This window comes from Kitasatospora sp. NPDC002522, from assembly GCF_053595195.1.
In genome coordinates, this window is the sequence record NZ_JBSFXE010000007.1 from 130957 (window position 1) to 155967 (window position 25011).

Below are 25011 nucleotides of genomic sequence, written 5' to 3' on the forward strand. Positions count from 1 at the left end.
CGGAGGACAGAGGTGTACTCGCAGTCCGAGCTGGCCGGCGACCTGCGCGCGCTGGGGATCACGGAGGGCGAGACGCTGCTGGTGCAGTCCTCGCTGCGCGCGCTCGGACCGGTCGCACAGGGCGCACCCGGGGTGGTGGGGGCGCTCAGGGAGGCGCTCGGGGCGGACGGCACGCTGGTCGTGTACACCGCTACACCCGAGAACTCCCGGACCTCGCCGTACTACCGCCGGGCCACCGCCGCGATGACCCCCGACCAGCTGCGGGAATACCACGCGGCGATGCCCGCGTGGGACGCCGCGGCCACCCCCGCCTCGCCGACCATGGGCCGGCTCGCCGAAGAGGTGCGGCTGCTGCCGGGGGCGCTGCGCAGCGGCCATCCGCAGACCTCGTTCAGCGCGGTCGGCCCGGCCGCCGCGCACCTGACGCAGGGTCACCCGCTGCCCAGCCACCTGGGCGAGGGCTCGCCGGTGGAGCGGCTGTACCTGTCCGGCGCCCGGGCGCTGATGATCGGGGTGCCGGTGTGGTGCTGCACCCCGCTGCACCTGCTGGAGTACTGGCAGCCGGACCGCCGGCCGCAGCAGTACAGCTGCGTGGTGCGGGAACCCGACGGCGGGCGCCGCTGGGAGTCCTTCACCGGGGTGCGGCTGGAGGACGAGCACTTCCCGGACATGGGCGAGGCGCTCTCCGCGGGGCTGGAATCGCTGGTCGCCGGGCGGGTCGGGGACGCCGACTGCTTCCTGATGCCGATCCGTGACGCGGTCGACCTCGCCGACAAGTGGTTCAGAAACCGCCGGATTTGAGCACACGTCAGATCAAGGCCCTATTCCATTCGGGCTCCGAACCTTCCTACACTTGAGACCCTTTCGGGGGAACAGGTGACAGGCGGGCTCGGGGGAGGCGCGTGTGAACAGCCCAGCGGGCCGGGCGAAGGACGCACCGAGGCCGTACTTCTTCCTCAGCTACGCGCACACCCCGAAGGTCAACTCGCGCGGCGCCGCGGACCCCAACCTCTGGGTGGCCAAGCTCTACCAGGACCTGTGCGAGGCGATCTTCCAGATCACCGACGCCCCGGCCGGGCACCCGATCGGGTTCATGGACCGCTCGATGCACCAGGGCCAGAAGTGGGCCGAGCGGCTCTCCCGGGAGCTGGCCACCTGCCGGGTGTTCGTGCCGCTGTACTCGCCGAGGTACTTCAAGTCCGAGGCGTGCGGCCGGGAGTGGCACCTGTTCACCCGGCGCTCGGTCTACCAGCGCCGGCCCAGCGCGGACCGGATGACCGGCATCGTCCCGGCGCTGTGGGTGCCGATGGACCACTACACGCTGCCCCGGGTGGCCGGCGAGCTCCAGTTCAACCACGACAGCTTCGGCGCCGACTACGCCGCCGAGGGCCTGTACGCGCTGATGAAGATCGCGTCCTACAGCTCGCAGTACCACACCGCCGTGTGGCGCCTCGCCCAGCGGATCGTCGACGTCGCCGACCAGACCGTCATCCCGGTCGGCCAGACCCACGACTTCGAGACCCAGCCGTCCGCGTTCGACCCGCCGGAGGTCGCCGACCGGGTGCGGATCTCGGTCTACTCCTACCGGCAGCCCGAACTGCCGCCCAACCGCAGCGCCACCTGGTACGGGGAGCGCCGCACCGACTGGCAGCCGTTCCGCCCCGACTCCACCCGGCCGCTCGCCCAGGACGCCGCCGACGTCGCCCGCAACATGGGCTTCCAGCCCACCGTGCGGGAGTTCGAGGAGGAGTCCGACCACCTGCTGACCAGCGAGCGACCGGCCGCCCCGTGCGTGCTGCTGGTCGACCGCTGGGCCTTCCTGGACGGCCAACGGGCCGAGGCGATCCGGCGGTTGGACCGGCGCAACCTCGGATCGGTGGCGATCCTGGAGCCCTGGAACCGGGACGACCAGCAGAGCCGCGACAACGAACGCATGCTCAACGAGATCGGCGACAGCGTGCTGACCGTCAGCCGCGGCGCCCGGCCCAAGCCCACCCTGCGGGACGACGGGGCCAGCGGCGCCCCGGGCAGCCTGGAGGAGTTCCGCGGCGAGATGGAACGCGCGGTGATGCGCGCCTGCACCGCCCACGACCAGCACAACCGCGACCGCACGGACCGTGACGACGACGGACCGCGGTACCGGAAACCCAGTATCGGCCCATGAGTTGAGACAACGTCGGACGGTCGGGATCCCGTCCGGCGGCACGGCGTGCGGGACTACGGGCACCAGCGGCCCCAGGGAGGGAACGTCATGACCGAGAGGCCGGCCAAGGGCCCGCAGATCCAGGCACGCCGCCGCGACGCGACCGGCGAGGACCGGCACGGCCGGATCGTCACCTTCTACTCCTACAAGGGCGGCACCGGGCGCACCATGGCGCTGGCCAACACCGCCTGGATCCTGGCCGCCAACGGCTACCGGGTGCTCACCGTCGACTGGGACCTGGAGGCCCCGGGCCTCGGCCAGTTCTTCCGGCCCTTCCTCAACCCCGAGGTGGTCGCCGCCACCACCGGGATCATGGACCTGTTCGCGGACTACCTGGAGGAGGCCCGCCGCCCGGTCGACCGCGACCCGGAGTGGATCGAGGACTTCGCCCGGATCCACCCGCACGCCCTCTCGCTGGCCTGGCCGCACTTCCCCGGCGGCGGCCGGATCGACCTGGTCCCGGCGGGGCAGCAGAACCGCGACTACTCGGTGGCCCGGCTCGACTGGGACCTGCTGTACGAGCGCTACGACGGCCAGCGCTTCATCCAGTCGCTGCGCGTCGACATGAAGCGCCGCTACGACTACGTGCTGATCGACAGCCGTACCGGCCTCACCGACACCGCCGACATCTGCACCGTCGAGATGCCGGACGACCTGGTGGTCTGCTTCACCCTCAGCGACCAGTCGATCGACGGCGCCTCGCGGATCGCCCGGGTCATCGAGGACCGCTACGGCGACCGCGAGATCCGCATCCTGCCGGTGCCGATGCGCATCGACGAGGGCGAGAAGGAGAAGGCCGACGCGGGCCGGGCGCTGGCCCGGATCAAGTTCGCCGGCCTGCCGGCCGCCCTCGGCGACCAGGAGCTGAACCGCTACTGGGCCGGCGTGGAGATCCCCTACCGGCCGTTCTACGCCTACGAGGAGATCCTCGCCCCGTTCGGCGACCAGCCCGGCCTGCCCGGCTCGATGCTCGCCGCCAACGAGCGCCTCACCCGGGAGATCACCCAGGGCCGGGTCGCCGGACTCCCGCCGATGGCCGAGGACCTGAGGCTGCGTCACCTCGACGGCTTCGCCCGCCGCCGCCCCACCGCCCCCGCCGACCTGTACCTCAGCTACGTCCCCGAGGACCGGGCCTGGGCCGACTGGATCTCCGCCCTGCTCGCCGACGCCGGCTACCGCGTCGTCCCGCGCGACCTCGGCGCCGGCGCCAACCCGCGCGAGGCCACCGGCCGCGGCATCGACTCCGCGTACCGCACCGTCGCGCTGCTCTCCGCCGCCTACCTGCAGTCGCCGCAGGCCCAGGCGCTGTGGGACCGCACCGTGCTCGCCGACCCGGCCGGAGCCCGCCGCCAGCTGATCCCGGTCCGGGTCTCCGACGTCCGCCTCAACGCGCCGTACAACAGCCGCAACCCGGTCGACCTGATCGGCCGCGACGAGCAGGCCGCCGCGCTGGCCCTGCTGCGCGCCCTCGGCCGCAGCGAGACCGAACTGCCCGACCGAACCCCCGGCGCGCCGCGCTTCCCCGGTACCAAGCCCACCTTCTGGCAGGTTCCGCAGCGCAACCACTCCTTCACCGGCCGGGTCAAGGTCCTCGACGACCTGCGCGCCCAGCTGGCCGGCGGCACCACCGCCGTCCTCCCGCCGCCGCAGACCCTGTACGGCCTCGGCGGCGTCGGCAAGACCCAGGTCGCGCTGGAGTACGCCCACCGCTACATGTCGCACTACGACCTGGTGTGGTGGATCGACGCCGAGCAGAGCGAGAACGTCGTCGTCGACCTCGCCGAACTGGCCGGCCGGCTCGGCCTGCGGGTCGGCGACAACGTCAACGAGGCCGCCCAGGCCGCCCGCGACGCGCTCCGCCAGGGCCTCCCCACCGCCAACTGGCTGCTGATCTTCGACAACGCCGACGAGCCCGCCGACATCCGCCGGTTCTTCCCCGACGGGCCCGGCCACATCCTCGTCACCTCCCGCAACCAGGGCTGGTCCGGGCAGGCCGGGGTGCTCAACGTCGACGTCTTCGACCGCACCGAGTCGGTCGACCACCTCACCCGCCGGGTCCGCGGCCTGACCCGCGAGGACGCCGGCCGGGTCGCCGAGGCCGTCGGCGACCTCCCGCTGGCCGTCGAGGTCGCCGCCGCCTGGCTGGAGACCACCCGCACCCCCGTCGACAGCTACGTCAACCAGCTCAAGGCCGAGGCCACCAAGGTGCTCGCCGCCGGCGAGACCCCGGTCGACTACCCGACCCCGGTCGGCCTCACCTGGAACGTCTCCATCGCCCGGCTGCGCGAGCAGTCCCCGGCCGCGGTGCGGCTGCTGGAACTGTGCGCCTTCTTCGCGCCCGAGCCGATCTCGCTCAACCAGTTCTTCTTCTCCGAGCAGATGCGCCTCGCCCTCTACCCGTACGACGAGGAGCTCACCGACACCTTCCTGCTCGGCAAGGTGCTCCGCTCGGTCAGCCGCTACGCGCTCGCCAAGACCGACGCCGGCTCCGACTCCTTCCAGGTCCACCGGCTCGTCCAGGCCGTCGTGCGCAGCGGCATGACCGAGGCCGAGCGCAACACCGCCATGCACCAGGTCCACCGCATCCTGGTGAACGCCCGGCCGCCCCGCGGCGACACCGACGACCCCGCCAACTGGCCCACCCTGGAGAAGATCTGGCCGCACCTCACGCCCTCCAGGGCGCAGGACTGCGACGAGCGCGAGGTCCGCGAACTGCTGATCGACCGGGTCCGCTACCTGTGGAAGCGCGTCGACCTCGAACAGGCCCTGCAACTCGGCCGCCAGCTCGACACCACCTGGACCGAGCGCTCCGACGTCGAACCCGACCTCGCCGAGCAGAAGGTCTGGCGCCGGCAGATCCTCAGCCTGCGGCTGCAGATCGCCAACGTGCTGCGCTCCCAGGGCTCCTACACCGAGGCGCTGGCGCTCAACCAGGCCACTCTGGTCGGCCAGCGCGAACTCCTCGGGGAGCACCACCCGTACACCCTGATGACCGCCAACTCGATGGCCGCCGACCTGCGGTACCTCAACCGGTTCCAGGAAGCGCTCGCCCTCGACCAGGACACCTTCAACCAGTTCACCGAACTGTTCGGCGAGGACGACCCGCGCACCCTCACCGTCGCCAACAACCTCGCCATCGACCACCGCCTGGTCGGCAACAGCGAGGCCGCCCGCGACCTCGACCAGGACACCCTCGAACGCAACGCGGCGGTCCGCGGCCCGCGCCACCCGTACACCCTCGGCACCAAGTCCAACCTCGCCCGCGACCTGCGCGAACTCGGCCACTACAAGGCGTCGGTGGAACTCCTGCGGGAGGTCACCGAGGCCTTCGCCGACCTCCCGCAGTCCGACCTGCCCGAGGAGCTGCGCAACGCCAAGTCGCTGGCCGTCTCGCTGCGCCGGGCCGGCCAGTTCTCCGAGGCGCGCGAACTCACCGAGCGCACCTACGAGCGGTACGTCGACCTGTTCGGCCCCGACTTCGCCGACGCCCTCGCCTGCCGGCTCAACCTGGCCGCCGACCTCAGCGCGGCCGGCGACAAGGAGACCGCCCGCGACATCGCCGCCGACGCCTACGAGGGCCACCGCCGGCTGTTCGGCGAGGACCACCCGTTCTCCTTCGCCTGCGAGAACAACCTCGGCATCTACCTGCGCGGCTCCGGTGACCTGGCCGGCGCCATCCGGCACGGCCAGGCCGCCGCGGAGGGCCTCACCCGGGTCCTCGGCGAGGACCACCCGTTCACCCTCAACGCGGTGATCAACCTCTCCAACTCGCTCGCCGAGAACCGCCAGCTCGCCGAGGCCGAGGAGCTCGGCCGGACCGCGTACGACGGCCTCGCCGCGCGGTACGGCGCCACCCACCCCGACGCCCTGGTCTGCCAGGCCAACCTCGCGGTGACCCTCCGCGCGGCCGGCCGTCGCAGCGAGGCCGAGGCCCTGCGACTGCACGCCGTCGCGGCCCTGGTCGAACTCTTCGGCGAGGAGCACCCCACGGTGATCGCCGCCCGCAGCTGGCAGCGCTCCAACCGAGACCTGGAGCCGCAACCGCTCTGACGCTCCGCGAGGCTGCGCCCCGCAAGGGGCGCGGGGAACTGCGCGAAGCGGAAGGCACCCACCAGCAAGATCGCGACGCGGGCAGTGACTTGCACCGTGGCGCGATCTTGCGGCGGGGGATCGGTTGCTCGCGCAGTTCCCCGCGCCCGTCTCGGGGCGCAGCCTGGCGGGGCGCAGCCGTTAGTCGGCGAAGCCTCTGGCGGCCCAGCGGATGGCGTCGGTCATCTCCTTCAGCGAGCCGAAGTGGGCCGCGCCGGGTTCCAGGTAGAGCTGGGCGCCGGGGATGTGGTCGGCGAGCCAGGCGGAGTGGCCGACCGGGGAGAACTTGTCGTCCGCGCCGTGCCAGAGGCGGACCGGGGCGCGGATCGCGTCGACGGAGAAGCCCCAGTCGGCGATGAAGGCGAGGACGTCGTCGATCCAGCCGTCCGCGCCGACCCGGAACGCCTGGCGGTAGGTGGAGTGGAGCATCCGGCGGATGCCGAGATCGGCGACCACGGTGCGGTCCGGCGGCGGGAGTTCGGGGACCAGGTCGCGGATCAGCCGGGCCGGGTCGCGGCGGATCACCCGCGACCGGACCTGGAACGGCCCGGCGATCCGCGGCTGCCCCAACTCGGCCTGGCGGTAGGCGCGTTCGTTGGAGGCGGTCATCCCGGCGAACCAGTCCAGGCCCTCCGCGTCGCGCGGGGCGAGCGAGACCTGGGTGGCGGCCCGCACCACCCGGTCGGGCAGCAGCGCCGCGCAGGCGAGCGCGTGCGGGCCGCCGCCCGAGCGGCCCAGCACGGCGAACCGGCCGAGCCCGAGGGCGTCCGCGATGGTCCGCACGTCCTCGGCCGCGGCGGCGACCTGCCGTCCGGGCAACCGGGTGGAGTCGCCGTAGCCGGGGCGGTCGAAGGAGATCAGCCGGACCCGCATCCGGGACAGCACGGCCGAGCGCGGGGCGGGTCCGACCCGGCTGCCGGGGGTGCCGTGGAGCAGGAACACCGGTCTGCCGGACGGGTCCCCGGATGTTTCGACCGCGAGGACGCGTCCGCCCTCCGCCTCGATCCTCCGTGTCACCACTCGGCGCCTCCTGCTCAGTTGGGTATGTCCAGGCTGCGCACCTCGCGGCGCGCCTGCCAGGTGGTGTGCTCCCGGGAGATGGCGTCCTCGGCGTCCCGGGCGAGCCGGGCCCAGATCTCCTCGGCGTCCTCGGACGTCACGTTCAGCGACGCCAACTGGGCTTCCACCTTGGAGAGTTCGGCCGCGGCGAGGGTGTAGGCGGCGGCCTGCGGGCGGTACTGGCGCAGCTGGGCCCAGGCCGCGATCGAGGCGGCCACCGCGGAGATCGCGCCGAGCGCGTCGAAGCTGAACTGGCCGAGCGCGCGCAGCACCGCGAGCAGCAGGCCCGCCGCGGGCAGCACGATGGCCAGCCGGCCCACCCGGCGGGTGGCGTTGCGGCACTGGATCGCCTTGGCCTGGTACCAGTCGCGCTGGCTGCGCACCCGCTCGCGCAGGTAGGTCTCGCGGCGCACCGAGAGCGGCTGGTCGCGCAGCTTCTCCATGGTCTCGGTGATCTGCGGGTGCCGGGCCGGGGCGCGCCACACCCGCAGCTCCTCGGACACCCCGGGGGTGACCCGGTCGCTGTCGAACTCGCTGAGGATTCCGGCGAGTTGGATGTCGTACAGGCGCTCGGCGTCGGGTAGCTTGCGGGGCGGCGGCTGGTAGGAGTCGGCCCGCACGGCGTACTTCCACACCAGGGTCTTCACCGACTCGGCGACCGCCCGGCCGTCGTACCAGAGCCGCTGCGGGTTCTGCCAGGCCACCATGACGGCCATGAACAGCGCGCCGAGGTAGGCCAGGGCGGCGGCCCAGGCCCACAGCGCGCCGTCGGCCGAGCCCGCGAAGGCGGCGACCACCAGCATCAGCAGCTCCCAGCGGGCGAGCGCCACCGCCCGGGCCTGGCCCTGCAGGGACGCCCCGTCGGCGGCCCAGAACAGCCCGGGCAGCAGGTCCTGCTCCCGCACGAAGCCGATCGAACGCCCCGCCCCAGCCTGCATCCCCGACCCCCGCCGCCCGTCTCACCGGTCTCGGGAGTCCTTCCCTGTTGCGGATGAACTTACGCGGCGATCAAAGGAGTTGGCCGATTAACGGTCCCCCGGCCACGGCCGCCCGCAGTCGGTTCACCAGGCGTAGTAGATCCGGTCGGCGTTGTCGGCGATCACCTTGTTGTTCCACGCGGTGCCGCCGTCCACGTTGCCGGAGCGGAACAGCGGAGGGGTGATGCCCCGGTCGGCGAGCTTGCCGATCGCGGAGGACATCACCGACTGCATGAGCGCGCTGGTGACGATGGTCGAGACCGAGCCGAACGGGGCGCCCGCGGCGGGGTGGGAGAGCTCGCCGTCCCCGAGGGCGATCTTGCTGTCCAGCACCACGTCGCAGTTGTCCTTGAGGTAGGTGCCGGAGGGGTGGTTGGAGGAGACCGCGCCGGGATAGGCGAGCGAGGTCACGCCGATCACCTTCATCCCGCGGTCGCGGGCGTGCCGGGCCAGCTCGACCGGCATCACCTGGCGGCCGGAGAGCGAGATCAGGAACAGCAGGTCGCCGCTGCGCGCCGGGGTGAGGTCCAGGGTGGTGGTGGCCAGCCCGGAGACCCGCTCGAGGGCGCTGCCCAGGTGCGCGGGCATCACGTTGACCCCGGTCATCCCGGGCACGTTCAGCAGGTTCATCACCACCAGGCCGCCGGCCCGGTAGACCACGTCCTGCGCGGCCAGCGAGGAGTGCCCGGCGCCGAAGGTGAAGATCCGCCGGCCGTGCTCGACCGCCTCGGCCAGCAACTCGGCGGCGGCGTCGATGTTGGCGCCCTCCTCGGCCCGGATCCGCTCCAGGTGGGCCACCGCGGCGTCCAGGTACCGGCCGACCAGCTCGGTCATCACAACTCCGTCCAGCTCGTGGGCGGTCAGGTGGTCCAGACCGCGGCATGGAGAAAGATACGGCGTGCACGGTGCTGCCTGGGGTGGCGCGCTGTCAACAGGAACGAAAAGGCCCGGGCATAGGCTCCGGGCGCATCCGGTTGTCATCGCGGTACGTCAGAATTGGCGGTGAGGACACCGAAGAACGGAGCCAGGGGCGATGTCAGGGCTGATCGACACCACTGAGATGTACCTCCGCACCATCCTGGAGCTGGAGGAGGAGGGCATCACCCCGATGCGCGCCCGGATCGCCGAGCGGCTGGAGCAGTCCGGTCCGACGGTGAGCCAGACGGTGGGCCGGATGGAGCGCGACGGCCTGCTCCAGGTCGCCGAGGACCGGCACCTCGAACTCACCGAGGAGGGCCGCCGGTTGGCGGTCCGGGTGATGCGCAAGCACCGGATCGCCGAGTGCCTGCTGGTCGACGTGATCGGCCTGGAGTGGGAGCAGGTCCACGAGGAGGCCTGTCGCTGGGAGCACGTGATGAGCGAGACCGTCGAGCGCAAGGTCCTCGCCATGCTCGGCCACCCCACCCAGTCCCCGTACGGCAACCCGATCCCCGGGCTGGACGAGCTCGGCGACACCAAGGCCGAGGGCGAGGGCTACGACGCGGGGCTGGTCACCCTGGAGCACATCGTGGTCGCCGCGGACGGCGCCGACGTCGTGGTGCGCCGGATCGGCGAGCCGATCCAGACCGACGGTGAGCTGATGCGCACGCTGCGTCGCGCCGGGGTCCGCCCGGGCGCCACGGTGCGGGTCTCGCCCGCCTCCGGCGGGGTGCTGGTGGGCAGCGGCGAGAGCGCGGCCGAGCTCGGCAAGGAGATCGCCGCGCACGTCTTCGTCGCCCAGCCGTAGCCGGTCGCCGGTAGCCCACAGCCCGTAGTTCCCGCCCGTCGTCGCGGCGCCAGCGCGCTGCGTTCCGCGGTCGTCCCGCGTGCGGCACGCCTCGGGGCCCGGTGTGTCCCCGCACCGGGCCCCGCGCGTTCCCTCCCGTCCCTCCCGCTCCTCCCCGTTCCCCCGCCGGTTCCCCTCCGGTGTCCCCCGCCGATCCCCTCCCGCTGTGGCCGGGAGGCGGCTCCCCGCGCCGCCGCCCCGGCCTCCCTCCCGCTGCCGCATTCGGCTTCCCCGTCCGAACGCCCTCCCGGCAGCCCCTCGGGCACTGCGTCCCTCACTCCCTCGGGCCTCACTCCCTTCGCTCCGTCCGCCCCGTGCTGACGCTGGAGATGATCCCCTCGGCAGCTGCGGCCAATCCTTGAGCGCTGTCACCCGATCGGTGGGCTTGCCCCGTTGACCTGCGGGTACACCGTTCCTTTCCGGAGGATCGGCGTCCGGACGTGCGAACGACGGGCCCCGCCTCCGGTTGGGAGGCCGGGCCCGTCGCTGCCGCGCAGGGTGTCGCGCGGTGCGCCCTCACCGGATCGGCGGAGGGCAAACTCGGGGCGTCAGCGCACGGCGGCGGCCGCGCGCTCCACGGGGCGTGCGGACGACGGCTCCCGCCCGCAGGCGTACGCGAGCGGGCTGACCAGCTCGGCCGCGTCCGGCAGCCAGCGGTTCAGCGCGGACGGCGGACGGGCCCACTGCGCGGAGGCGTAGCCGCCGACCCGGGACGGCGGGGCGACCACCCAGTCGCCCTCACCGCGGGCCACCAGGTCCAGCCGGTCCGGGGACCAGCCGATCGCCCGCAGCATGTCGGGCAGCTTGTCCACCACCCCCGGCAGCACCAGGAAGTGCAGCCGCCGCCCAGTGCGCCCCGGCGCGGCCGGCACCGCGACCACCGGGCCGAGCTGCAACCCCATCCGCTCCATCCGGGCCAGCGCCAGGCAGCCGGCCACCTCCGGCGCGTCCAGCACGTCGAACGCCCGGCCGGTGGGCAGCAGGATCGAGGCGTCGGGGTTCTCCGTCCACCACTTGCGGACCACGCCGGGGCCGGCGCTGGCCCGGCGCCGCCAGTCCTGGCCGGTCGGGTGCGCCCCGGGGAGCGCGCACTGCGGCTCGCCGCACGAGCAGCGGGTCGGCCCGTCGCCGTCGATCAGCCAGGTGCCGGGGGCCACCTCCCAGTGGCGGTCCTCGGCGTAGCGGACGGCTTCGAGCAGCAGCGGGGGCAGGTTCTGTTCGGGGGCTCCTGGGGTGTTGTCCACGTGCTGCACAACTACCGTCCGTGAGTGCGGGTTACGGCCCCCGGCCGAGCGGTTCGAACGGGATCCGCGTTGTCACCCGGGACGGTGATCCTGGTCGAGGGGCCCCGGGCGAACAGGGGCGGTAACGGGCGCAGTGGGGGCGCACAGAGGCATTCACCCGGGCGCGTGGGGAGTGGGTACGTCACCGTGGGTATTCCGCATGGTGTTGCACAGTCGTCGCCCTCCGGTCGGGTCCGGACGGCGTTGGGGAGGCGAGAAAATCCCATGGCCGCGAGACCACTCGTCGCACGAGAGCCGAACGAGCGTCTACAGCAGCTGATCCAGGAAGCGGGCTGCTCCAACGCGGGCCTCGCCCGCCGGGTCAACCTCTGCGGCGCCGAACACGGCCTTGACCTGCGATACGACAAGACCTCGGTCGCCCGGTGGCTGCGCGGGCAGCAGCCCCGCGGGCAGGCCCCCGCGGTGATCGCCGAGGCGCTCGGCCGCAAACTCGGCCGCGGCGTGACCGTGGACGAGATCGGCATGGCCGACGGGAAGAGCCTGAGCTCCGCCGTCGGCCTGCAGTTCGCGCCGAGCCTGACCACCGCGCTCGAACAGATCTGCGAACTCTGGCGCAGTGACGTCGGCAAGCGCGACTTCCTGGCCGGAACCACGGTCGCCGCCTCCGCGCTGGTCGAACCCAGCCGGGACTGGCTGATCACCCCGCCCGACCCGGTGGTCGCGCGGGCCGGCGGCACCCGGGTCGGCCTGGCCGACGTGGCCGCGATCCGCGCCACCACGCAGATGCTGGTCGACCTCGACCACCGCTTCGGCAGCGGCCACGTGCGCCCCGTGGTGGTGCACTACCTCAACAGCGTGGTCTCCGGCTTCCTCGGCGGCTCCTACCGCGAGGAGACGGGCCGTCAACTCTTCGGCGCGGTCGCCCGGCTGACCGAGCTGGCCGGCTACATGGCGGTCGACACCGGCCAACCCGGCCTGGCCCAGCGCTACTACATCCAGGCGCTGCGCCTCGCCCAGGCCGCCGACGACCGCGGCTACGGCGGCTACGTGCTCGCCGCCTCGATGAGCCACCTCGCCGCGACCCTCGGCAACCCCCGGGAGATCGCCCAACTCGCCCGCGCCGCCCAGGAAGGCGCCCGCACGGTCGCCACCCCCACCGCGATGGCGATGTTCTACGCCGCCGAGGCCCGGGGCCACGCCCTGCTCGGCGACGCCCACGCCTGCGAGCACGTTGCGGCCAAGGCGCTCGCCGCGATGGAGCGGCGCAACCCGGCCGACGACCCCGACTGGATCGTCCACTTCGACGAGGCCTACCTGGCCGACGAGTTGGCGCACTGTCACCGCGACCTGCAGCAGGGCGAGCGGGCGGAGCAGTACGCCCGCACCGCACTGGAGTTGCACCCGGCGCACCGGGTCCGCCGCCGCGCCGTCGACCTGGTGCTGCTCGCCACCGCCCAACTCCAGCAGCGCGACCTGGAACGCGCCTGCGAGACCGGCACCGAGGCGGTCCGGCTGCTCAGCGGACTGCGCTCCAACCGCGGCGTCGAGTACCTGGACGACTTCCGCATCCGGCTGGAGCCGTACCGCGGACACCGCGCGGTACGGGAGTTCCACGCCCGGATGGACGGGGAGGCCGCCTGACGGACGGCCGGAACGCCGGCTCCGCCGGGGTGTGACGTGAAGCCCTAGCACAGAACACCCCGGCCCACGTAGTCACCTGTGCCGGTGAACCGGTAGCGTGGGCACGCAGTTGTGGCCTGTCGTCAGCAAATCGGCGGGCGACCGAAAGGCCCGGGATCCCGGTGCCGTGCACAGGTGAGGAATCGCGTTGAGCCAGCGCCGCTCGTATCCCAATTCCGGCGAGTTCAATCTGGACGACCTGTTCCGACCGGAACCCGCCGGAGACGGCCAGGGCAACCCGGCGGGCGCCGCCGCCCAGCAGCAGCCCGCGGTCCCGCAGCAGCAGAGCGCGCCGCCGCTCGGGCAGAGCGGCGCCCCCGAGTACTGGGGCGCGCCGCAGCAGCCCGCCGCGGCCCCCGCCGCCGACCCGGCGCCGGCCACCCAGTACCTGCCGCCGTACCCGAACGCCGACCCCGCGGTCGGCGGAGCCCCGCAGGCCTACCCGGCCGCCGGGCAGGCCCCCACCCCGCCGCAGGGCTACGGCGGCACCTTCGGCGGCCAGCAGCAGCCCCAGCAGTACCAGGCCGCCCCGCAGCAGCCCCAGCAGTACCCGTCGTACGGTGGCCAGCAGCCCGGCTACCCGCCGCAGCCCGAGGCCCCGGCCGCACCGTCCTGGGCGTCCGCGGAGGAGCGCCGCAAGGTCGACCCGAAGATCCTGATCGGGGCGGGCGTCGCCGGTGTGGCGCTGATCGCGGTCCTGATCGGCGTGCTCTCCAGCGGCGGCGACTCCGGCAAGGACAAGGGCACCACGGTCGCGCAGAAGTCCTCGGCCCCCTCGACCGGCGCCAGCTCCGGCGCCGTCACCCCCGAGATGAAGGCCCAGGCGCAGGCGATGTCCGACCTGCTCGGCACCGCCAGCTCCAGCCGCTCCTCGGTGGTCAACGCGGTCACCGCCGTCGGCAAGTGCCAGGGCCTGCCCGACGCCCAGGCCGCGCTGACCGCCGCCGCCTCCCAGCGGCAGGACCTGCTGAAGAAGCTCGGCGACCTGAAGGTCGATCAACTCCCCGACGGCGCGAAGCTGGTGGAGCAGCTGCAGAAGGCCTGGCAGGCCTCCTCCGGCGCGGACTCCGAGTACGCCCTGTGGGCCGGTGACCTGGTCGCCGGCTGCGACGCGGGCAAGGCGAAGGACAACGACCACTACCGCAACGGCAACACCGCGAGTGGCTCCGCCACGACGGCGAAGGAGCAGGCGGCGGGGCTGTGGGGGGCGATCGCCACGAAGACGGGGCTGCCGAACAAGGGTGCGAGCGAGCTGTAACGCACGAGATCCGCCCGGGGAGGGAGTTCCCTCGCCGGGCGGATCTTGCCGTCTATGCCTTCCGCTTCGCGCAGTTCCTCGCGCCCCTGGTGGTAGCCCCTGCGCTGCGAGTTGCTTACGCCGGGGGCTTGCCGTTGGTGAGGACCCAGCGGACGTCGGTGAAGCCCTGGCGCTGCTCGACCAGGCGGCCGCCCTGGACCTGCTGGAAGGTCACCGAGGTGTTGACCAGGCGGGGGGAGTCGGCGCTGGGGAGCATGTTGGTCATGCCCCAGCCGAGCGGCGGGGTCGCGCCGGCGGTGTCGATCGGCTCGCCGCTGTCCAGCACGGCGCGCAGGGCCTTGGCGGTGAGCGGCTTGCTCTTGTCGATCCGGCCGACCGCCTGCCGGAGCACCTCGTAGGCGACCCAGGTGGTCTGCACGCCGGGGTCGGCGACGTCGATGGTGGCGCCGCCGCCGAAGGTGTGGGCGGTGTTGCGCAGCGCGTCCCAGACCCTGGAGCTCTCGGCCGGGAACCAGCCGGTGGCGTACGCGCCGCGCAGCGGGCCGTTGTCGCCGCCGGTGGAGTCGACCACGGACTGCTGGAAGGAGCCGATCACCGAGGCGAGCTGGGTGTTCTTCGGGTTGGCGCGGCGGTACGGGTCGAGCAGGTTGGAGGTGGGCTCGGAACCGAGCGCGCTGAGCACGCAGTTGCCGGACTTGTCGTCGCCGATCGCCTTGCGGGCGTAGGAGGAGTAGTCGTTGGACTTCTCCGGCGCCTTGACGTCGGTGAGCTTGATGTTGGTCTGCTTGACCGCGCCGGTGAGGTAGCCGACCAGCGCGTCGCCGGCCCGGGTGTCGGGGCGGATCAGCGAGATCTGCTTGCAGCCGGCGTCGACCAGCTGGCGTCCGCTGCCGGCGATCAGGGCGGGCATGCCGCCGGCCACCGGGTAGGACAGCGGGCTGGTGAACTCCGGGCTGGAGAGGCCGTATCCGCCGAGGTAGGGGATGCCGGCGTCATCGAGGACGGGCATGAAGTTGGTGCCGAACTGGCTGGCGGAGCCGACCACGGCGACCACCTTCGCGTCCACGGCCTGGCGGGTGCAGGCGGTGGCGCCGTCGGCGCTGTCGTGCTCGTTGCAGGTGAGGACGCGGACCTTGCGTCCGTCGAGGCCGCCGTGCGAGTTGAGCTCGCGGCCGATGGCGTCGGCGAGCGCGGTCATGCCGGGACGGTCGGAGGCTCCGGTGCCGGACGGGGCCCAGGTCATCACGGTGACCTCCTGGCCGGTCGCGTCGGCGACGGCCGGGCCGCCGCAGGCGGCGGTGGACAGGAGTGCGGGGAGGAGCGCGGCGCTGGCCGCGAGGGCTGCCACGGTGCGGCGGCGGCCGGTGGTGACGGCGGGTAGCGGGTGGGGGGATCCGGTCCGCGTCATGCTGCTCTGTTCCTCCCTGGACGTGCTGGGTGTCCCGTGCTCCATTGCGCAGGTTCGGCTGACCAAGACTGGTCGGGGCCGGGCAAGCCGAGAGGGACGCAATGTGAACTGATCGCCAACGGGGGAGGAACACGGGGAGGTGACGATCGGTGACGCGTGTAGAAGTCGTACGGATCGGGAACGTACGATCGTTTCCCGTGTCAGACAGCATGGATTCTCGGTATCGGTCTGCCCGAACCTCTTCTCGAACCGGCGGCCGCTCAAGCACGATGGGCGGCATGCCCCTGACTGACCTGCCCTGGTGGCGCTGGCGCGCGCGGATCCGCTCGGCGCTGCACATGCTCTCCGACCCCGGCTTCCAGCAGGCGGCCTGGCTGCACGGCCAGGTCGCCGGGTACGGCGACCTCGCCGACGCGGTGTACCGCCTGGTCGAGGACAGCTGGCTGGACCGCTGGTCGGCGGAGAAGTACGTCGGCTCGATCTTCCGGGACTCCGCGGAGGCGGTCGCGGTGGACGCGGCGGTGCTGCGGGTGCTGCGGATCGTCCACCAGGTCGGCCCGGACTCCCCGGCGGCGCTCTTCCTCGGCCACCAGGACTGGCCGGAGGCGGTGCAGGCGGCCCGCGAGGCGCACTTCCGGCTGGCGGTCAACGACGGCGACGACCCGGACCTGCCGCCGGTGGGCCTGGACGCCTTGCGGGAGCTGACCGCGACCCTCTGAACCCCGGCGGTCTCGGGTGGCGGGCAGCCGAACACGGCCGGGCCGATCTGTGCCAGGCTGGTCCCCCGCTGTCAAGACCCGAGCCGAGAAACGGGGCCCCCGCACGATGGAAGAGACCGCCAGCTCCCAGTACGTCCTCACGCTGTCCTGCCCAGACAAGCAGGGCATCGTGCACGCGGTCTCCAGCTACCTGTTCATGACGGGTTGCAACATCATCGACAGCCAGCAGTTCGGCGACTCCGGGACCGGGCTGTTCTTCATGCGGGTGCACTTCTCCGCCGAGGAGCCGGTGACGGCGGAGAAGCTGCGGGCCAGCTTCGCGGCGATCGGCGCCTCGTTCCGGATGGACTGGCAGATCCACGAGTCCGCGGAGCGGATGCGGGTGCTGCTGATGGTCTCCAAGTTCGGGCACTGCCTGAACGACCTGCTGTTCCGCACCCGGATCGGCGCGCTGCAGGTGGAGATCGTCGGAGTGGTCTCCAACCACACCGACTTCCGCGAGCTGACCGAGTCGTACGGCATCCCGTTCCACCACATCGCGGTCACCCGGGACACCAAGCCGGAGGCGGAGCAGGCGCTGCTCGACCTGGTCGCCGAGGAACGGGTGGACCTGGTGGTGCTGGCCCGCTACATGCAGGTGCTCTCGGACGACCTGTGCAAGGCGCTGTCCGGCCGCGTGATCAACATCCACCACTCCTTCCTGCCGAGCTTCAAGGGCGCCAAGCCGTACCACCAGGCGCACGCCCGTGGCGTCAAGCTGATCGGCGCCACCGCGCACTACGTCACCGCCGACCTGGACGAGGGCCCGATCATCGAGCAGGAGGTCGCCCGGGTCACCCACGACGTCACCCCCGACCAGCTGGTGGCGATCGGCCGCGACGTCGAGTGCCAGGCGCTGGCCCGCGCGGTGAAGTGGCACAGCGAGCGCCGGGTGCTGCTGAACGGTTCGCGGACGGTGGTCTTCGCCTGACGGCGGCTCAGGTCTGACGAGCGGTCACGACGCGCGCGCCGGGTGGCGCGCGCGTCCGGCGTTCGAGGCGCGCTGGACATATGTAGGAGGGGTTGTTCGCTCGTGGCGCGCCAGGGGCGAACGCCCTTTGGCGGTACGGTCTTAGCACCCGCGGGGTAGCGGCACCGACCGGTCGTGCGAAGCCCGGCAAGGTGAGCGGGACAGTATGCACCGCGCCGTCCCCCGAACGCTGGAATATGCCCGAAGCTCTTGCTCCGCCCCCGCGACGGAATCATCCTGAGGCGTATTCGTGTCGATGCCATGGCGGGCCGAATACCGAGTGCGGGTGGTGGAACGGTGCAGGTACTTCAGGTACAGCTGGCGGTCCAGGCGGACCCGGCGGAGGTCGGACGCGCGAGGCGCTGGGTGCGCGCCAGACTGCAGGGCAACGGGATCTCCCCGGACGCGCCGGTGGCCGAGACCCTGGTGCTGGTGGTCTCCGAACTGGTCACCAACGCCGTGGTGCACACCGGCTGTCCGGCCGTGCTGCGGCTGATCCTGCCGGTCGGGGCGGACGCCCCGTCGGCGGCGCTGCGGGTGGAGGTGGCCGACGCGAGCCACGACGCGCCCGCCCCCCGGCACGCCGGCCCGGACGCCGACGCCACCAACGGCCGGGGCCTGGAACTGGTGGAGCTGCTGTGCGAGCGCTGGGGCTGGTACCCGGACGGCTCCGGCAAGCGGGTCTGGTGCGAGATCGACCGCTCCGGCCCGGCGCTCTGCGCGGACGCGTTGGAGCCGGTGGCCGCGGCCGAGCCGATGGCCTCGGCGCGCTGATCCGCTCGGCCGCGCCGGTCGCGCGCCGCCCGCGCCTCCGTTGATCCTTCCGAATTTCCGACAACCCATTGACGTGACGTATCCGACTGATCACTCTTGGGTGCGGCGCTCCGTTGCGAGGGGACGCCGAGGGAGACCGGGCGGTGCCGACACAGGGGGTCGTTGGCTGCCGCCGCCCGGAACCTCGGCGAACACGGGGCGCGGCGTCGCTGCTTCAGGGCACGGACGCCACCCTGGACGGCGGTCCGCCGTGCCGTGCTCGGGGTGCGCACGGCGGGCTGCCGTCCGGGCTCCGCGGGGAAGCCGCATCGTGACCCAAAATCACTGGAAAACGGTGGTGGTCTACACCAAAACTGAGGCCGTGACCGCACCCGAACTGCACCCCGCCGTCTCCGCCCCACCGCTCGGCACCCCCGTCGGCCCGGCCATCTGGTCCGGCAACTTCCGGCTCTACTTCACCGCCCGCTCGGCCGGCCTGCTGAGCGACGCGATGCTCCCGGTGGCCGTCACCACCGGCCTGCTGACCTCCGGCCACTCCGCCTCCACGGTCGGCTACGCGATGGCCTTCCTGCTCGCCCCGTTCGCCGGTCTGGTGCTGGTCGGCGGGGTGCTCGCCGACCGGTTCACCGCCCGGCGGCTGATGATCTTCGCCGACCTGCTCAACCTGACCACCCGGGTGCTGCTCGCGGTGCTGTTCTTCCGCGGCGTCGACCAGCTCTGGCAGCTCTACCTGCTGCTCGCTCTGGCCGGCACCGCCGCCGCCATGTTCCAGCCCGGCGCGGCCTCCACCGTCCCGCTGGTCGCCCGCGACGTGCAGGGCGCCAACGGCGTGCTGCGGATCTCCGAGGCGCTCACCACCCTGGCCGGCCCCCCGCTGGCCGGCGTGCTGGCCGCCGCCTCCAGCGGCTGGGTGATGGTGATCGCCGCCGTGATGTACGCGGTCAGCGCCGCCTGCCTGCTCGCGCTGCGGCTCGGCCCGGTCCCCGCCCCGCCGCCCGGCGACAGCCTGTGGCGCAACCTGGTGGTCGGCTGGCACGAGTTCCGCGCCCGCAGCTGGATGTGGGGCGTGATCGTGATCTGGATGGCCTTCACCGTGCTGTCCTGGGGCCCGCTCAACCCGATCGTGGCCGGCCTGGTGATCCCGCAGCACGGCGCCACCGTCTACGGCGTCCTCTACGGCATGTTCGGCGCCGGCACCGTGGTCGGCGGCCTGATCGCGATCCGGATCAAGCCGGCCCGCCCGCTCGCGGCCGGCGCGGTCGCCGTCCTCGCCTTCCCCGTCCAGCAGTTCGCCTTCGCCCTCGACCTGCCCTGGCCGGTGCTCGGCGCCGCCCAGCTGGTCTCCGGAATCGGCATCAGCTTCTGGGGCGTCATGTGGGCCACCAGCGTGCAGACCCAGGTGCCCGGCGAGGTGCTCAACCGCATCCACGCCTACGAGGTGGCCGGCTCGGTCTGCATGTTCCCGCTCGGCTCCGCGCTCGCCGGACCCGCCATGAACGCCTTCGGTGCCCACCAGGTGCTGGCCCTCGGCGGCCTGGTCACCGTGGGCACCGCCGCGGCGCTGCTGCTCAGCCCGCCGATCCGCAACCTGCGCCGGGTCCCCGACGGCCTCCCGGTGGCCGGCGGACACTGAACCGCCGGCCCGGCGTCAGGATCTGTGCGTTCTTTGGCAGCAAACCCCGTCGCGCGGGCGGGGCCCCGGCCGGGAGACTCGGGCAGGTGACAGAACTGACCACCACCGCCGAGCAGGCCGACCGCCCCGCCCCGCCCCGCCGCACCCCCCGGCTGCACTACGGCTGGGTGGTCGCCGCCGTCTCGCTGGTCGTCCTGGTCGGCTCGGCCGGATTCCGCTCCGCGCCGGGCCTGATGATGGACGCCCTGCACAACGAGTTCGGCTGGTCGCACGCCACCATCTCCAGCGCCGTCTCGGTCAACCTCACCCTCTACGGCCTCACCGCCCCGTTCGCCGCCGCCCTGATGGACCGCTTCGGGGTGCGCCTGGTGGTGGTCTGCGCGCTGCTGACCATAGCCACCGGCTCCGGCCTCACCATCCTGATGACGCAGCCCTGGCAGCTGATCCTGTGCTGGGGAGTGCTGGTCGGACTCGGCAGCGGCTCGATGGCCGGCGCGTTCGCCACCACCATCTCCGGCCGCTGGTTCCAGGCCCGGCAGGGACTGGTCACCGGCGTGCTGACCGCCGCCGGCGCGGCCGGCAACCTGGTCTTCATGCCGGTGCTCGCCGCGCTGGTCGAGCACCAGGGCTGGCGCACCGCCGTCGTGGTGATCTCGCTCGCCGCCACCGCCGTCGCCGTCCCCGTCCTGGTGCTGATGCGCGAACGCCCCGCCGACCTCGGACTGCTGCCCTACGGCGCCACCGAGGAACCGCCGCCCCCGCGGACCGACGGCTCCGCGCTGGTCCGCTCGCTGCGGGTGCTGCGCGAGGCCTCCCGCACCACCCCGTTCTGGCTGCTGGCCGGCTCGTTCGCGATCTGCGGTGCCACCACCGCCGGACTGGTCGGCACCCACTTCATCCCCGCCGCGCACGACCACGGCATGCCCGTCACCACCGGCGCCTCGCTGCTCGCCCTGGTCGGCGTCTTCGACGTGGTCGGCACCATCGCCAGCGGCTGGTTCACCGACCGCTTCGACTCCACCCGCCTGCTCATCACGTACTACGCGCTGCGCGGCCTCTCGCTGCTCTTCCTGCCGCAGCTGTTCGGCGACGCGCTGCGCCCGCCGCTGCTCGCCTTCGTGATCTTCTACGGCCTGGACTGGGTCGCCACCGTCCCGCCCACCGTCGCGCTCTGCCGCCGCTACTTCGGGCAGGACGCCCCGATCGTCTTCGGCTGGGTGCTCGCCGCCCACCAGATCGGCGCCGCCGCGGTGGCGGGCCTGGCCGGCCTGGCCCGCGACCGGTTCGGCGACTACGACGCCACCTGGTACGCGGCCGGCGCCCTGTGCGTGATCGCGGTCGGGTGCTGCGTGGCCCTGCGCCGGGTGAAGCAGACCGCGGTAATGACCGCGTAGCCTGGACGACCATGACGCTGCGCTTCGTTCTCGACCCCGAGCCCACCCCCGACCTGCAGGCCTCGGTGGTCGCGCTGTGGACCGACGTGTCCAACGCCGGCGGCGCCGTCGGCTTCGTCCCGCCGGTGACCGTCGAGGACGTCGGCCCGACCGCGAAGAAGCAGTTCGACGGCCTCGGCCCGGACCGACTGCTGGTCGGCTACGCGCCGGACGGGCGGCTGGCCGCGGTGGTCTTCTTCGAGTCCATGCGCTTCGACCTGATGGACCACTGGCGGCTGCTGAAGCGCGTCATGGTGCACCCCGACTTCCAGGGCCTCGGCTACGGCGCCGAACTGCTCGCCGAGGCCGAGCGGGTGGCCCGCGGCTGGGGCCTGTCCGGGCTGCGGCTGACCCTGCGCGGCGGCCACGGGCTGGAGACCTTCTACGGCCGCAGCGGCTACGTCGAGGTCGGCCGGGTGCCGGGCGGGATCCGGGTCGCGCCCGGCGACGAGCGCGACGACGTGACGATGTGGCTCGACCTGCGCGACCGACGGGTGTGAGGTCGTGCTTCACTGGGAGGGCCATTACCCCCGCGCGCACCGTCGCGCCACCCGGCAGTGAAGGACGAAGCCCCGTGAGCAGCAAGAACCACGCGACGCTCCGCTACACCTCCCTGCGGGTGAGCATCTTCCTGGGCTGCCTGCTGGTCGCGCTGCTGCTCGGCCACTTCGGCGTCATCCCGGTGGTCGGCTCGCTCGGCGTGCTGATCCTCTTCGCGCTGGCCGCCGTGGCCTCCTCGGCGATCAGCTACGTGGTCCTCAGCAAGCAGCGTGACGAGATGTCCGCGCAGATCGCGGAGCGCGTCGAGTCCCGCAAGGCCCGCGCCGCCGACCGGGACGCCGCCGAGGACGCGGCGGACGACGCCGCCCGCGCCGCCGCCCAGCAGGCGCAGGCCGGCTGACGACGTGTCGGACCACCCGTCCGGCGACGCGGCGCGCCGCCGCCCGACCGGCCGGGACGTGGCCCGGCTGGCCGGCGTCTCCCAGGCCACCGTCTCCCTGGTGTTCTCCGGCACCACCGGCCACCGGGTCTCCGACGCCACCCGCGAGCGCATCCACCGGGCCGCCCGCGAACTCGGCTACCGCCCGCAGGCGGCCGGCCGCCAACTGCGGCTCGGCCGCAGCGGCATGGTGCTGCTCGCCGTCCCCAACCTGCTCGGCCCGTTCTTCGGCCGGGTGCTGACCGGCGTCCACCAGGAGGCCGCCCGGCACGGCCTCGCCGTCGTCGTCAGCAGCGGCTGGGACGCCGCCACCCTCGCCGAGGCCGCCGGCGCCGGCCGCTTCGACGGCCTGCTGATCTGCTCCCCGGACGACCGCCAGCTCGGCGAGCTGCCCGCCGACACCGCCGCCGTCTACCTGGACGCCGACCCCGCCGCCAACCCCGGCCGCCCCACCGTCGAACTCGACCTCGCCACCGGCATGCGGGCCGCCGTCGACCACCTCGCCGCGCTCGGCCACCGCCGCATCGGCCGCCTGCGCTCGGTGCACTCCGCGTACACCTTCCGGGTGCGGCAGGCCGCGTTCGAGGCGGCCGGCGCGGACCTCGACGTCCTGGAGGTCGGCGTCAGCCTGAACGAGGGCAGCAAGGCCGCCGAGCAGGCCGCCCGCGAGCTGCTGGCCGGCCCCGACCGCCCCCGCGCGGTGGTCTGCGACGACGACGTGGTCGCCTCCGGCGTCTACCGGGCCGCCGCCGACCTCGGGCTGCGGATCCCCGCCGACCTCTCGGTGGTCGGCATGGACAACATCCCGGTCGCCGAACTGCTCAGCCCGCCGCTCACCACCGTCGACCTGCCCGGCGAAGAGCTCGGCCGCACCGGACTCGCCACCCTGGTCGCGCTGCTGGACGGCGCCCCGCCGACGGCGACCGCGCCGCTCGCCACCACGCTGCTGGTGCGCCGCTCCACGTCCGCCTGACGGTGCGTCACTGCGCGCCGATGATCATCCACTTCTCCGGCGCCGCCATCGGCTCGAACCCGACCTTCGCGTACACCTCGTGCGCGTCCCGGGTCGCCAGCATCAGCCGCCGCAGCCCCATCCCCGCCAGGTGGTCCCGCACCGCGGCGGCGAGCGCCGTGCCCAGCCCCCGCCCCCGCGCCTCCTCCGCCACGAACACGTCGCACAGCCACCCGAAGGTCGCCCCGTCCGTCACCACCCGCGCGTACCCCACCTGCGCCCCGCTCCCCACCTCGTACACCCCGAAGTTGAGCGAGTTCCCGATCGCGGTCTCCTGCGTCTCCCGAGCCCGCCCCGCCGCCCAGTACGACTCCTCGGCCAACCACCGATGCACCGCCCCCCGGTCAAGCCGCGCCGCATCGGTGGACACCTCGTAGCCCGCAGGCAGTTCGATCCTCGTCGTCATGCGGCGCATCCAAGCAGGTGGCAGCGGCGACACGCGAGTCGATTCGCAGGAGTCGGGACCGGGCGGTGCGCTCCGCCGACCTGGACCGTCAGACGATCGGTGTATCCCCGATCCGTAGACCCGCCGTCAGGCGGTGGCGGTGGCCGGGGTGAGGCGGAGGCGGGTGCGGGTGGTGAGGAGGAGGATGCCGCCGAGGGTGATGCCGGCGGTGGCGCAGAGGGCGACGGCGTGGAGGGAGGTGGTGACCAGGCTGCCGGAGACGGCGTAGCCCGCGGCGTTGCCGGTGGCGAAGAGGGTGACCAGCCAGGCGAAGGCTTCGGTGACGGTGCCGGTGGGGGCGAGTTCGGCGACCAGGACGAAGGCGGCGGCGAGCAGCGGGGCCAGGCCGAGGCCGGACAGGAAGGCGAGGGCGGCCATCGGCAGCGGTCCGGGCAGCAGCAACAGCGGCAGGTAGCCGACGGCCATGCCGAGCGCCAGCACCCAGGTACGGGTGGCGGTGTCGGCCTTCCAGGTCGCGGTGCCGTAGGCGAGCGCGCCGAGCAGCCCGGCGAGGGCGGCGAGGGCGAGCAGGGTGCCGGCCCCGCCCGGCAGGCCGCCGGGGTGCTGTTCGGCGTAGGCGATGAAGAGCACGTTCTGCGCGCCGACCGTCCAGCCGGCCCCGGCCAGGCCGAGCAGCAGCAGGACCAGTCCGGGGGAGCGGAGCGGTCCGAGCAGCCCGGCGGAGGCGGCCCGCTTCGGTGCCCGCCAGGCCCTGGCGGGGGCGGAGGTGGCGACCACCAGCGCGCCGAGCAGGCCGAGCGCGGCGGCCGTCCACAGGGCTGTGGACGGGCCGAACGCGGCGGCGATCCCGGCGACGGCGAGCGGCCCGGCGACGTACAGCACCTGCTGCGAGGCGGAGTCGAAGGCGTACGCGGTGTCCAGCTGCTCCTCGTCGACCACGTCCGGCCACAGCGAGCGCAGGCAGGGTTCGAGCGGGGGCATGCAGAGGCCGGCGATCGCCGCGCCGAGCGGGGCGGCGACGGGGGAGCCGGGGGCGAGGGCGAGCAGCGCGTAGCCGCCGCCGGCCGCGACGGCGGAGGCGAGCAGGACGCGGGGCTGCCCGGTCAGGTCGACGATCCGGCCGAGCACCGGCCCGCCGATCGCGGCGGCGATCGCGTACGCGGCGGTGGCCAGGCCGATCCGGCTGTACGGGGTGCCGGCCTCGCGCAGGGCGAGGGCGATCACCAGGGCGGTCATCCCGGCGGGCAGCCGGCCGACCAGGGTGCCCACCAGGAGCCGGGTGACGTGCGGGGCGCGGAGCAGCGCGGCGTAGCCCATGGGGCGTCCTTCTCGGCAGGCGGTGTGTGCCCTCAAGTTATACGTATAACTGATGAGCGTCAAAGCTCGTCCTCAAACAAGTACT

21 protein-coding genes are annotated in these 25011 nt (G+C 73.2%); 14 read left to right on the forward strand and 7 right to left on the reverse strand.

All coding sequences use genetic code 11. The features are described 5' to 3' along the window. Nucleotides 1-12 precede the first annotated feature (12 nt). The 3 genes from ACWD4U_RS08150 (at nt 13) to fxsT (ending at nt 6253) form a co-directional block, all read left to right on the forward strand. Nucleotides 13-801 carry an aminoglycoside N(3)-acetyltransferase gene (locus ACWD4U_RS08150; RefSeq protein ID WP_363455362.1) on the forward strand — a complete coding sequence of 263 codons (789 nt, stop codon included), beginning with the start codon at nt 13-15 and terminating at the stop codon, nt 799-801. 103 nt (nt 802-904) lie between these two features. Continuing rightward, nucleotides 905-2164, forward strand: coding sequence for a TIR-like protein FxsC (locus ACWD4U_RS08155; protein WP_363455359.1), 1260 nt, complete (start codon nt 905-907; stop codon nt 2162-2164). Nucleotides 2165-2251: 87 nt separating this feature from the next. Beyond that, nucleotides 2252-6253: an FxSxx-COOH system tetratricopeptide repeat protein gene (gene fxsT / locus ACWD4U_RS08160; RefSeq protein WP_363455356.1), complete on the forward strand. Its 4002-nt coding sequence runs from the start codon at nt 2252-2254 to the stop codon at nt 6251-6253. 180 nt (nt 6254-6433) lie between these two features. On the opposite strand, the gene ACWD4U_RS08165 is transcribed toward fxsT, so the two are convergent. The 3 genes from ACWD4U_RS08165 to ACWD4U_RS08175 all read right to left on the reverse strand — a co-directional run bounded on the left by ACWD4U_RS08165 (nt 6434) and on the right by ACWD4U_RS08175 (nt 9162). Then, a complete protein-coding gene (locus ACWD4U_RS08165; protein WP_363455353.1) occupies nt 6434-7309 on the reverse strand; it encodes an alpha/beta fold hydrolase in 876 nt (291 codons plus the stop codon). A 17-nt stretch (nt 7310-7326) separates the two neighbouring features. Then, a complete protein-coding gene (locus ACWD4U_RS08170; RefSeq protein WP_363455350.1) occupies nt 7327-8256 on the reverse strand; it encodes a DUF4231 domain-containing protein in 930 nt (309 codons plus the stop codon). A 156-nt stretch (nt 8257-8412) separates the two neighbouring features. Further along, nucleotides 8413-9162, reverse strand: coding sequence for an SIS domain-containing protein (locus tag ACWD4U_RS08175; RefSeq protein ID WP_363455347.1), 750 nt, complete (start codon nt 9160-9162; stop codon nt 8413-8415). Nucleotides 9163-9361: 199 nt separating this feature from the next. Here ACWD4U_RS08175 and ACWD4U_RS08180 point away from each other — a divergent pair, with 199 nt between their 5' ends. Further along, the gene (locus ACWD4U_RS08180) at nt 9362-10054 is read left to right on the forward strand and encodes a metal-dependent transcriptional regulator (protein ID WP_363455344.1); all 693 of its coding nucleotides are present in this window, start codon (nt 9362-9364) and stop codon (nt 10052-10054) included. Between the two features lie 587 nt (nt 10055-10641). Here ACWD4U_RS08180 and ACWD4U_RS08185 read toward each other — a convergent pair. After that, nucleotides 10642-11346, reverse strand: coding sequence for a bifunctional DNA primase/polymerase (locus ACWD4U_RS08185; protein WP_363455341.1), 705 nt, complete (start codon nt 11344-11346; stop codon nt 10642-10644). Between the two features lie 255 nt (nt 11347-11601). On the opposite strand from ACWD4U_RS08185, the gene ACWD4U_RS08190 reads away from it, so the two are divergent. Together ACWD4U_RS08190 and ACWD4U_RS08195 are read left to right on the forward strand one after the other, a co-directional pair. Continuing rightward, nucleotides 11602-12978, forward strand: a complete 1377-nt coding sequence (locus ACWD4U_RS08190) for a transcriptional regulator (protein WP_363455339.1) — start codon at nt 11602-11604, stop codon at nt 12976-12978. Between the two features lie 187 nt (nt 12979-13165). Then, a complete protein-coding gene (locus ACWD4U_RS08195) occupies nt 13166-14275 on the forward strand; it encodes a hypothetical protein (RefSeq protein WP_363455336.1) in 1110 nt (369 codons plus the stop codon). 115 nt (nt 14276-14390) lie between these two features. Here the strand turns inward: ACWD4U_RS08195 and ACWD4U_RS08200 are convergent, their stop codons facing one another. After that, entirely contained in the window at nt 14391-15683 is a 1293-nt protein-coding gene (locus ACWD4U_RS08200; protein WP_363455333.1) for an ABC transporter substrate-binding protein, read from the reverse strand. A 278-nt stretch (nt 15684-15961) separates the two neighbouring features. Between ACWD4U_RS08200 and ACWD4U_RS08205 the strand changes: the two genes are divergently transcribed. The 8 genes from ACWD4U_RS08205 to ACWD4U_RS08240 all read left to right on the forward strand — a co-directional run bounded on the left by ACWD4U_RS08205 (nt 15962) and on the right by ACWD4U_RS08240 (nt 23164). Continuing rightward, a complete protein-coding gene (locus ACWD4U_RS08205; RefSeq protein WP_363455330.1) occupies nt 15962-16402 on the forward strand; it encodes an SCO4402 family protein in 441 nt (146 codons plus the stop codon). A 106-nt stretch (nt 16403-16508) separates the two neighbouring features. Then, on the forward strand, nt 16509-17372 hold the full coding sequence (purU, locus tag ACWD4U_RS08210) for a formyltetrahydrofolate deformylase (protein WP_363455327.1): 864 nt from the start codon (nt 16509-16511) through the stop codon (nt 17370-17372). 336 nt (nt 17373-17708) lie between these two features. Then, the gene (locus ACWD4U_RS08215) at nt 17709-18185 is read left to right on the forward strand and encodes an ATP-binding protein (RefSeq protein ID WP_363455324.1); all 477 of its coding nucleotides are present in this window, start codon (nt 17709-17711) and stop codon (nt 18183-18185) included. Nucleotides 18186-18546: 361 nt separating this feature from the next. Then, on the forward strand, nt 18547-19818 hold the full coding sequence (locus ACWD4U_RS08220; protein WP_363455321.1) for an MFS transporter: 1272 nt from the start codon (nt 18547-18549) through the stop codon (nt 19816-19818). Between the two features lie 86 nt (nt 19819-19904). Further along, entirely contained in the window at nt 19905-21212 is a 1308-nt protein-coding gene (locus tag ACWD4U_RS08225; RefSeq protein WP_449787141.1) for an MFS transporter, read from the forward strand. Nucleotides 21213-21223: 11 nt separating this feature from the next. Further along, complete coding sequence (locus ACWD4U_RS08230; RefSeq protein ID WP_363455318.1) at nt 21224-21751, forward strand: GNAT family N-acetyltransferase; 528 nt, start codon at nt 21224-21226, stop codon at nt 21749-21751. Between the two features lie 74 nt (nt 21752-21825). Continuing rightward, on the forward strand, nt 21826-22152 hold the full coding sequence (locus tag ACWD4U_RS08235; protein WP_363455315.1) for a DUF4229 domain-containing protein: 327 nt from the start codon (nt 21826-21828) through the stop codon (nt 22150-22152). Nucleotides 22153-22156: 4 nt separating this feature from the next. Then, nucleotides 22157-23164: a LacI family DNA-binding transcriptional regulator gene (locus ACWD4U_RS08240; protein ID WP_363455312.1), complete on the forward strand. Its 1008-nt coding sequence runs from the start codon at nt 22157-22159 to the stop codon at nt 23162-23164. 7 nt (nt 23165-23171) lie between these two features. On the opposite strand, the gene ACWD4U_RS08245 is transcribed toward ACWD4U_RS08240, so the two are convergent. Both ACWD4U_RS08245 and ACWD4U_RS08250 read right to left on the reverse strand, forming a co-directional pair. Next, nucleotides 23172-23609, reverse strand: coding sequence for a GNAT family N-acetyltransferase (locus ACWD4U_RS08245; protein ID WP_363455309.1), 438 nt, complete (start codon nt 23607-23609; stop codon nt 23172-23174). A 126-nt stretch (nt 23610-23735) separates the two neighbouring features. Continuing rightward, nucleotides 23736-24926, reverse strand: a complete 1191-nt coding sequence (locus ACWD4U_RS08250) for an MFS transporter (protein ID WP_363455306.1) — start codon at nt 24924-24926, stop codon at nt 23736-23738. Nucleotides 24927-25011 lie beyond the last annotated feature (85 nt).

Excerpts from the sequence above, each read along its gene's own strand:
- ACWD4U_RS08190 (WP_363455339.1), top strand. The coding sequence starts at position 11,602 with ATGGCCGCGAGACCACTCGTCGCACGAGAGCCGAACGAGCGTCTACAG.
- fxsT (WP_363455356.1), top strand. The coding sequence starts at position 2,252 with ATGACCGAGAGGCCGGCCAAGGGCCCGCAGATCCAGGCACGCCGCCGC.
- ACWD4U_RS08175 (WP_363455347.1), bottom strand. The coding sequence starts at position 9,162 with ATGACCGAGCTGGTCGGCCGGTACCTGGACGCCGCGGTGGCCCACCTG.
- ACWD4U_RS08205 (WP_363455330.1), top strand. The coding sequence starts at position 15,962 with ATGCCCCTGACTGACCTGCCCTGGTGGCGCTGGCGCGCGCGGATCCGC.
- purU (WP_363455327.1), top strand. The coding sequence starts at position 16,509 with ATGGAAGAGACCGCCAGCTCCCAGTACGTCCTCACGCTGTCCTGCCCA.
- ACWD4U_RS08245 (WP_363455309.1), bottom strand. The coding sequence starts at position 23,609 with ATGACGACGAGGATCGAACTGCCTGCGGGCTACGAGGTGTCCACCGAT.
- ACWD4U_RS08180 (WP_363455344.1), top strand. The coding sequence starts at position 9,362 with ATGTCAGGGCTGATCGACACCACTGAGATGTACCTCCGCACCATCCTG.
- ACWD4U_RS08230 (WP_363455318.1), top strand. The coding sequence starts at position 21,224 with ATGACGCTGCGCTTCGTTCTCGACCCCGAGCCCACCCCCGACCTGCAG.
- ACWD4U_RS08200 (WP_363455333.1), bottom strand. The coding sequence starts at position 15,683 with ATGACGCGGACCGGATCCCCCCACCCGCTACCCGCCGTCACCACCGGC.
- ACWD4U_RS08250 (WP_363455306.1), bottom strand. The coding sequence starts at position 24,926 with ATGGGCTACGCCGCGCTGCTCCGCGCCCCGCACGTCACCCGGCTCCTG.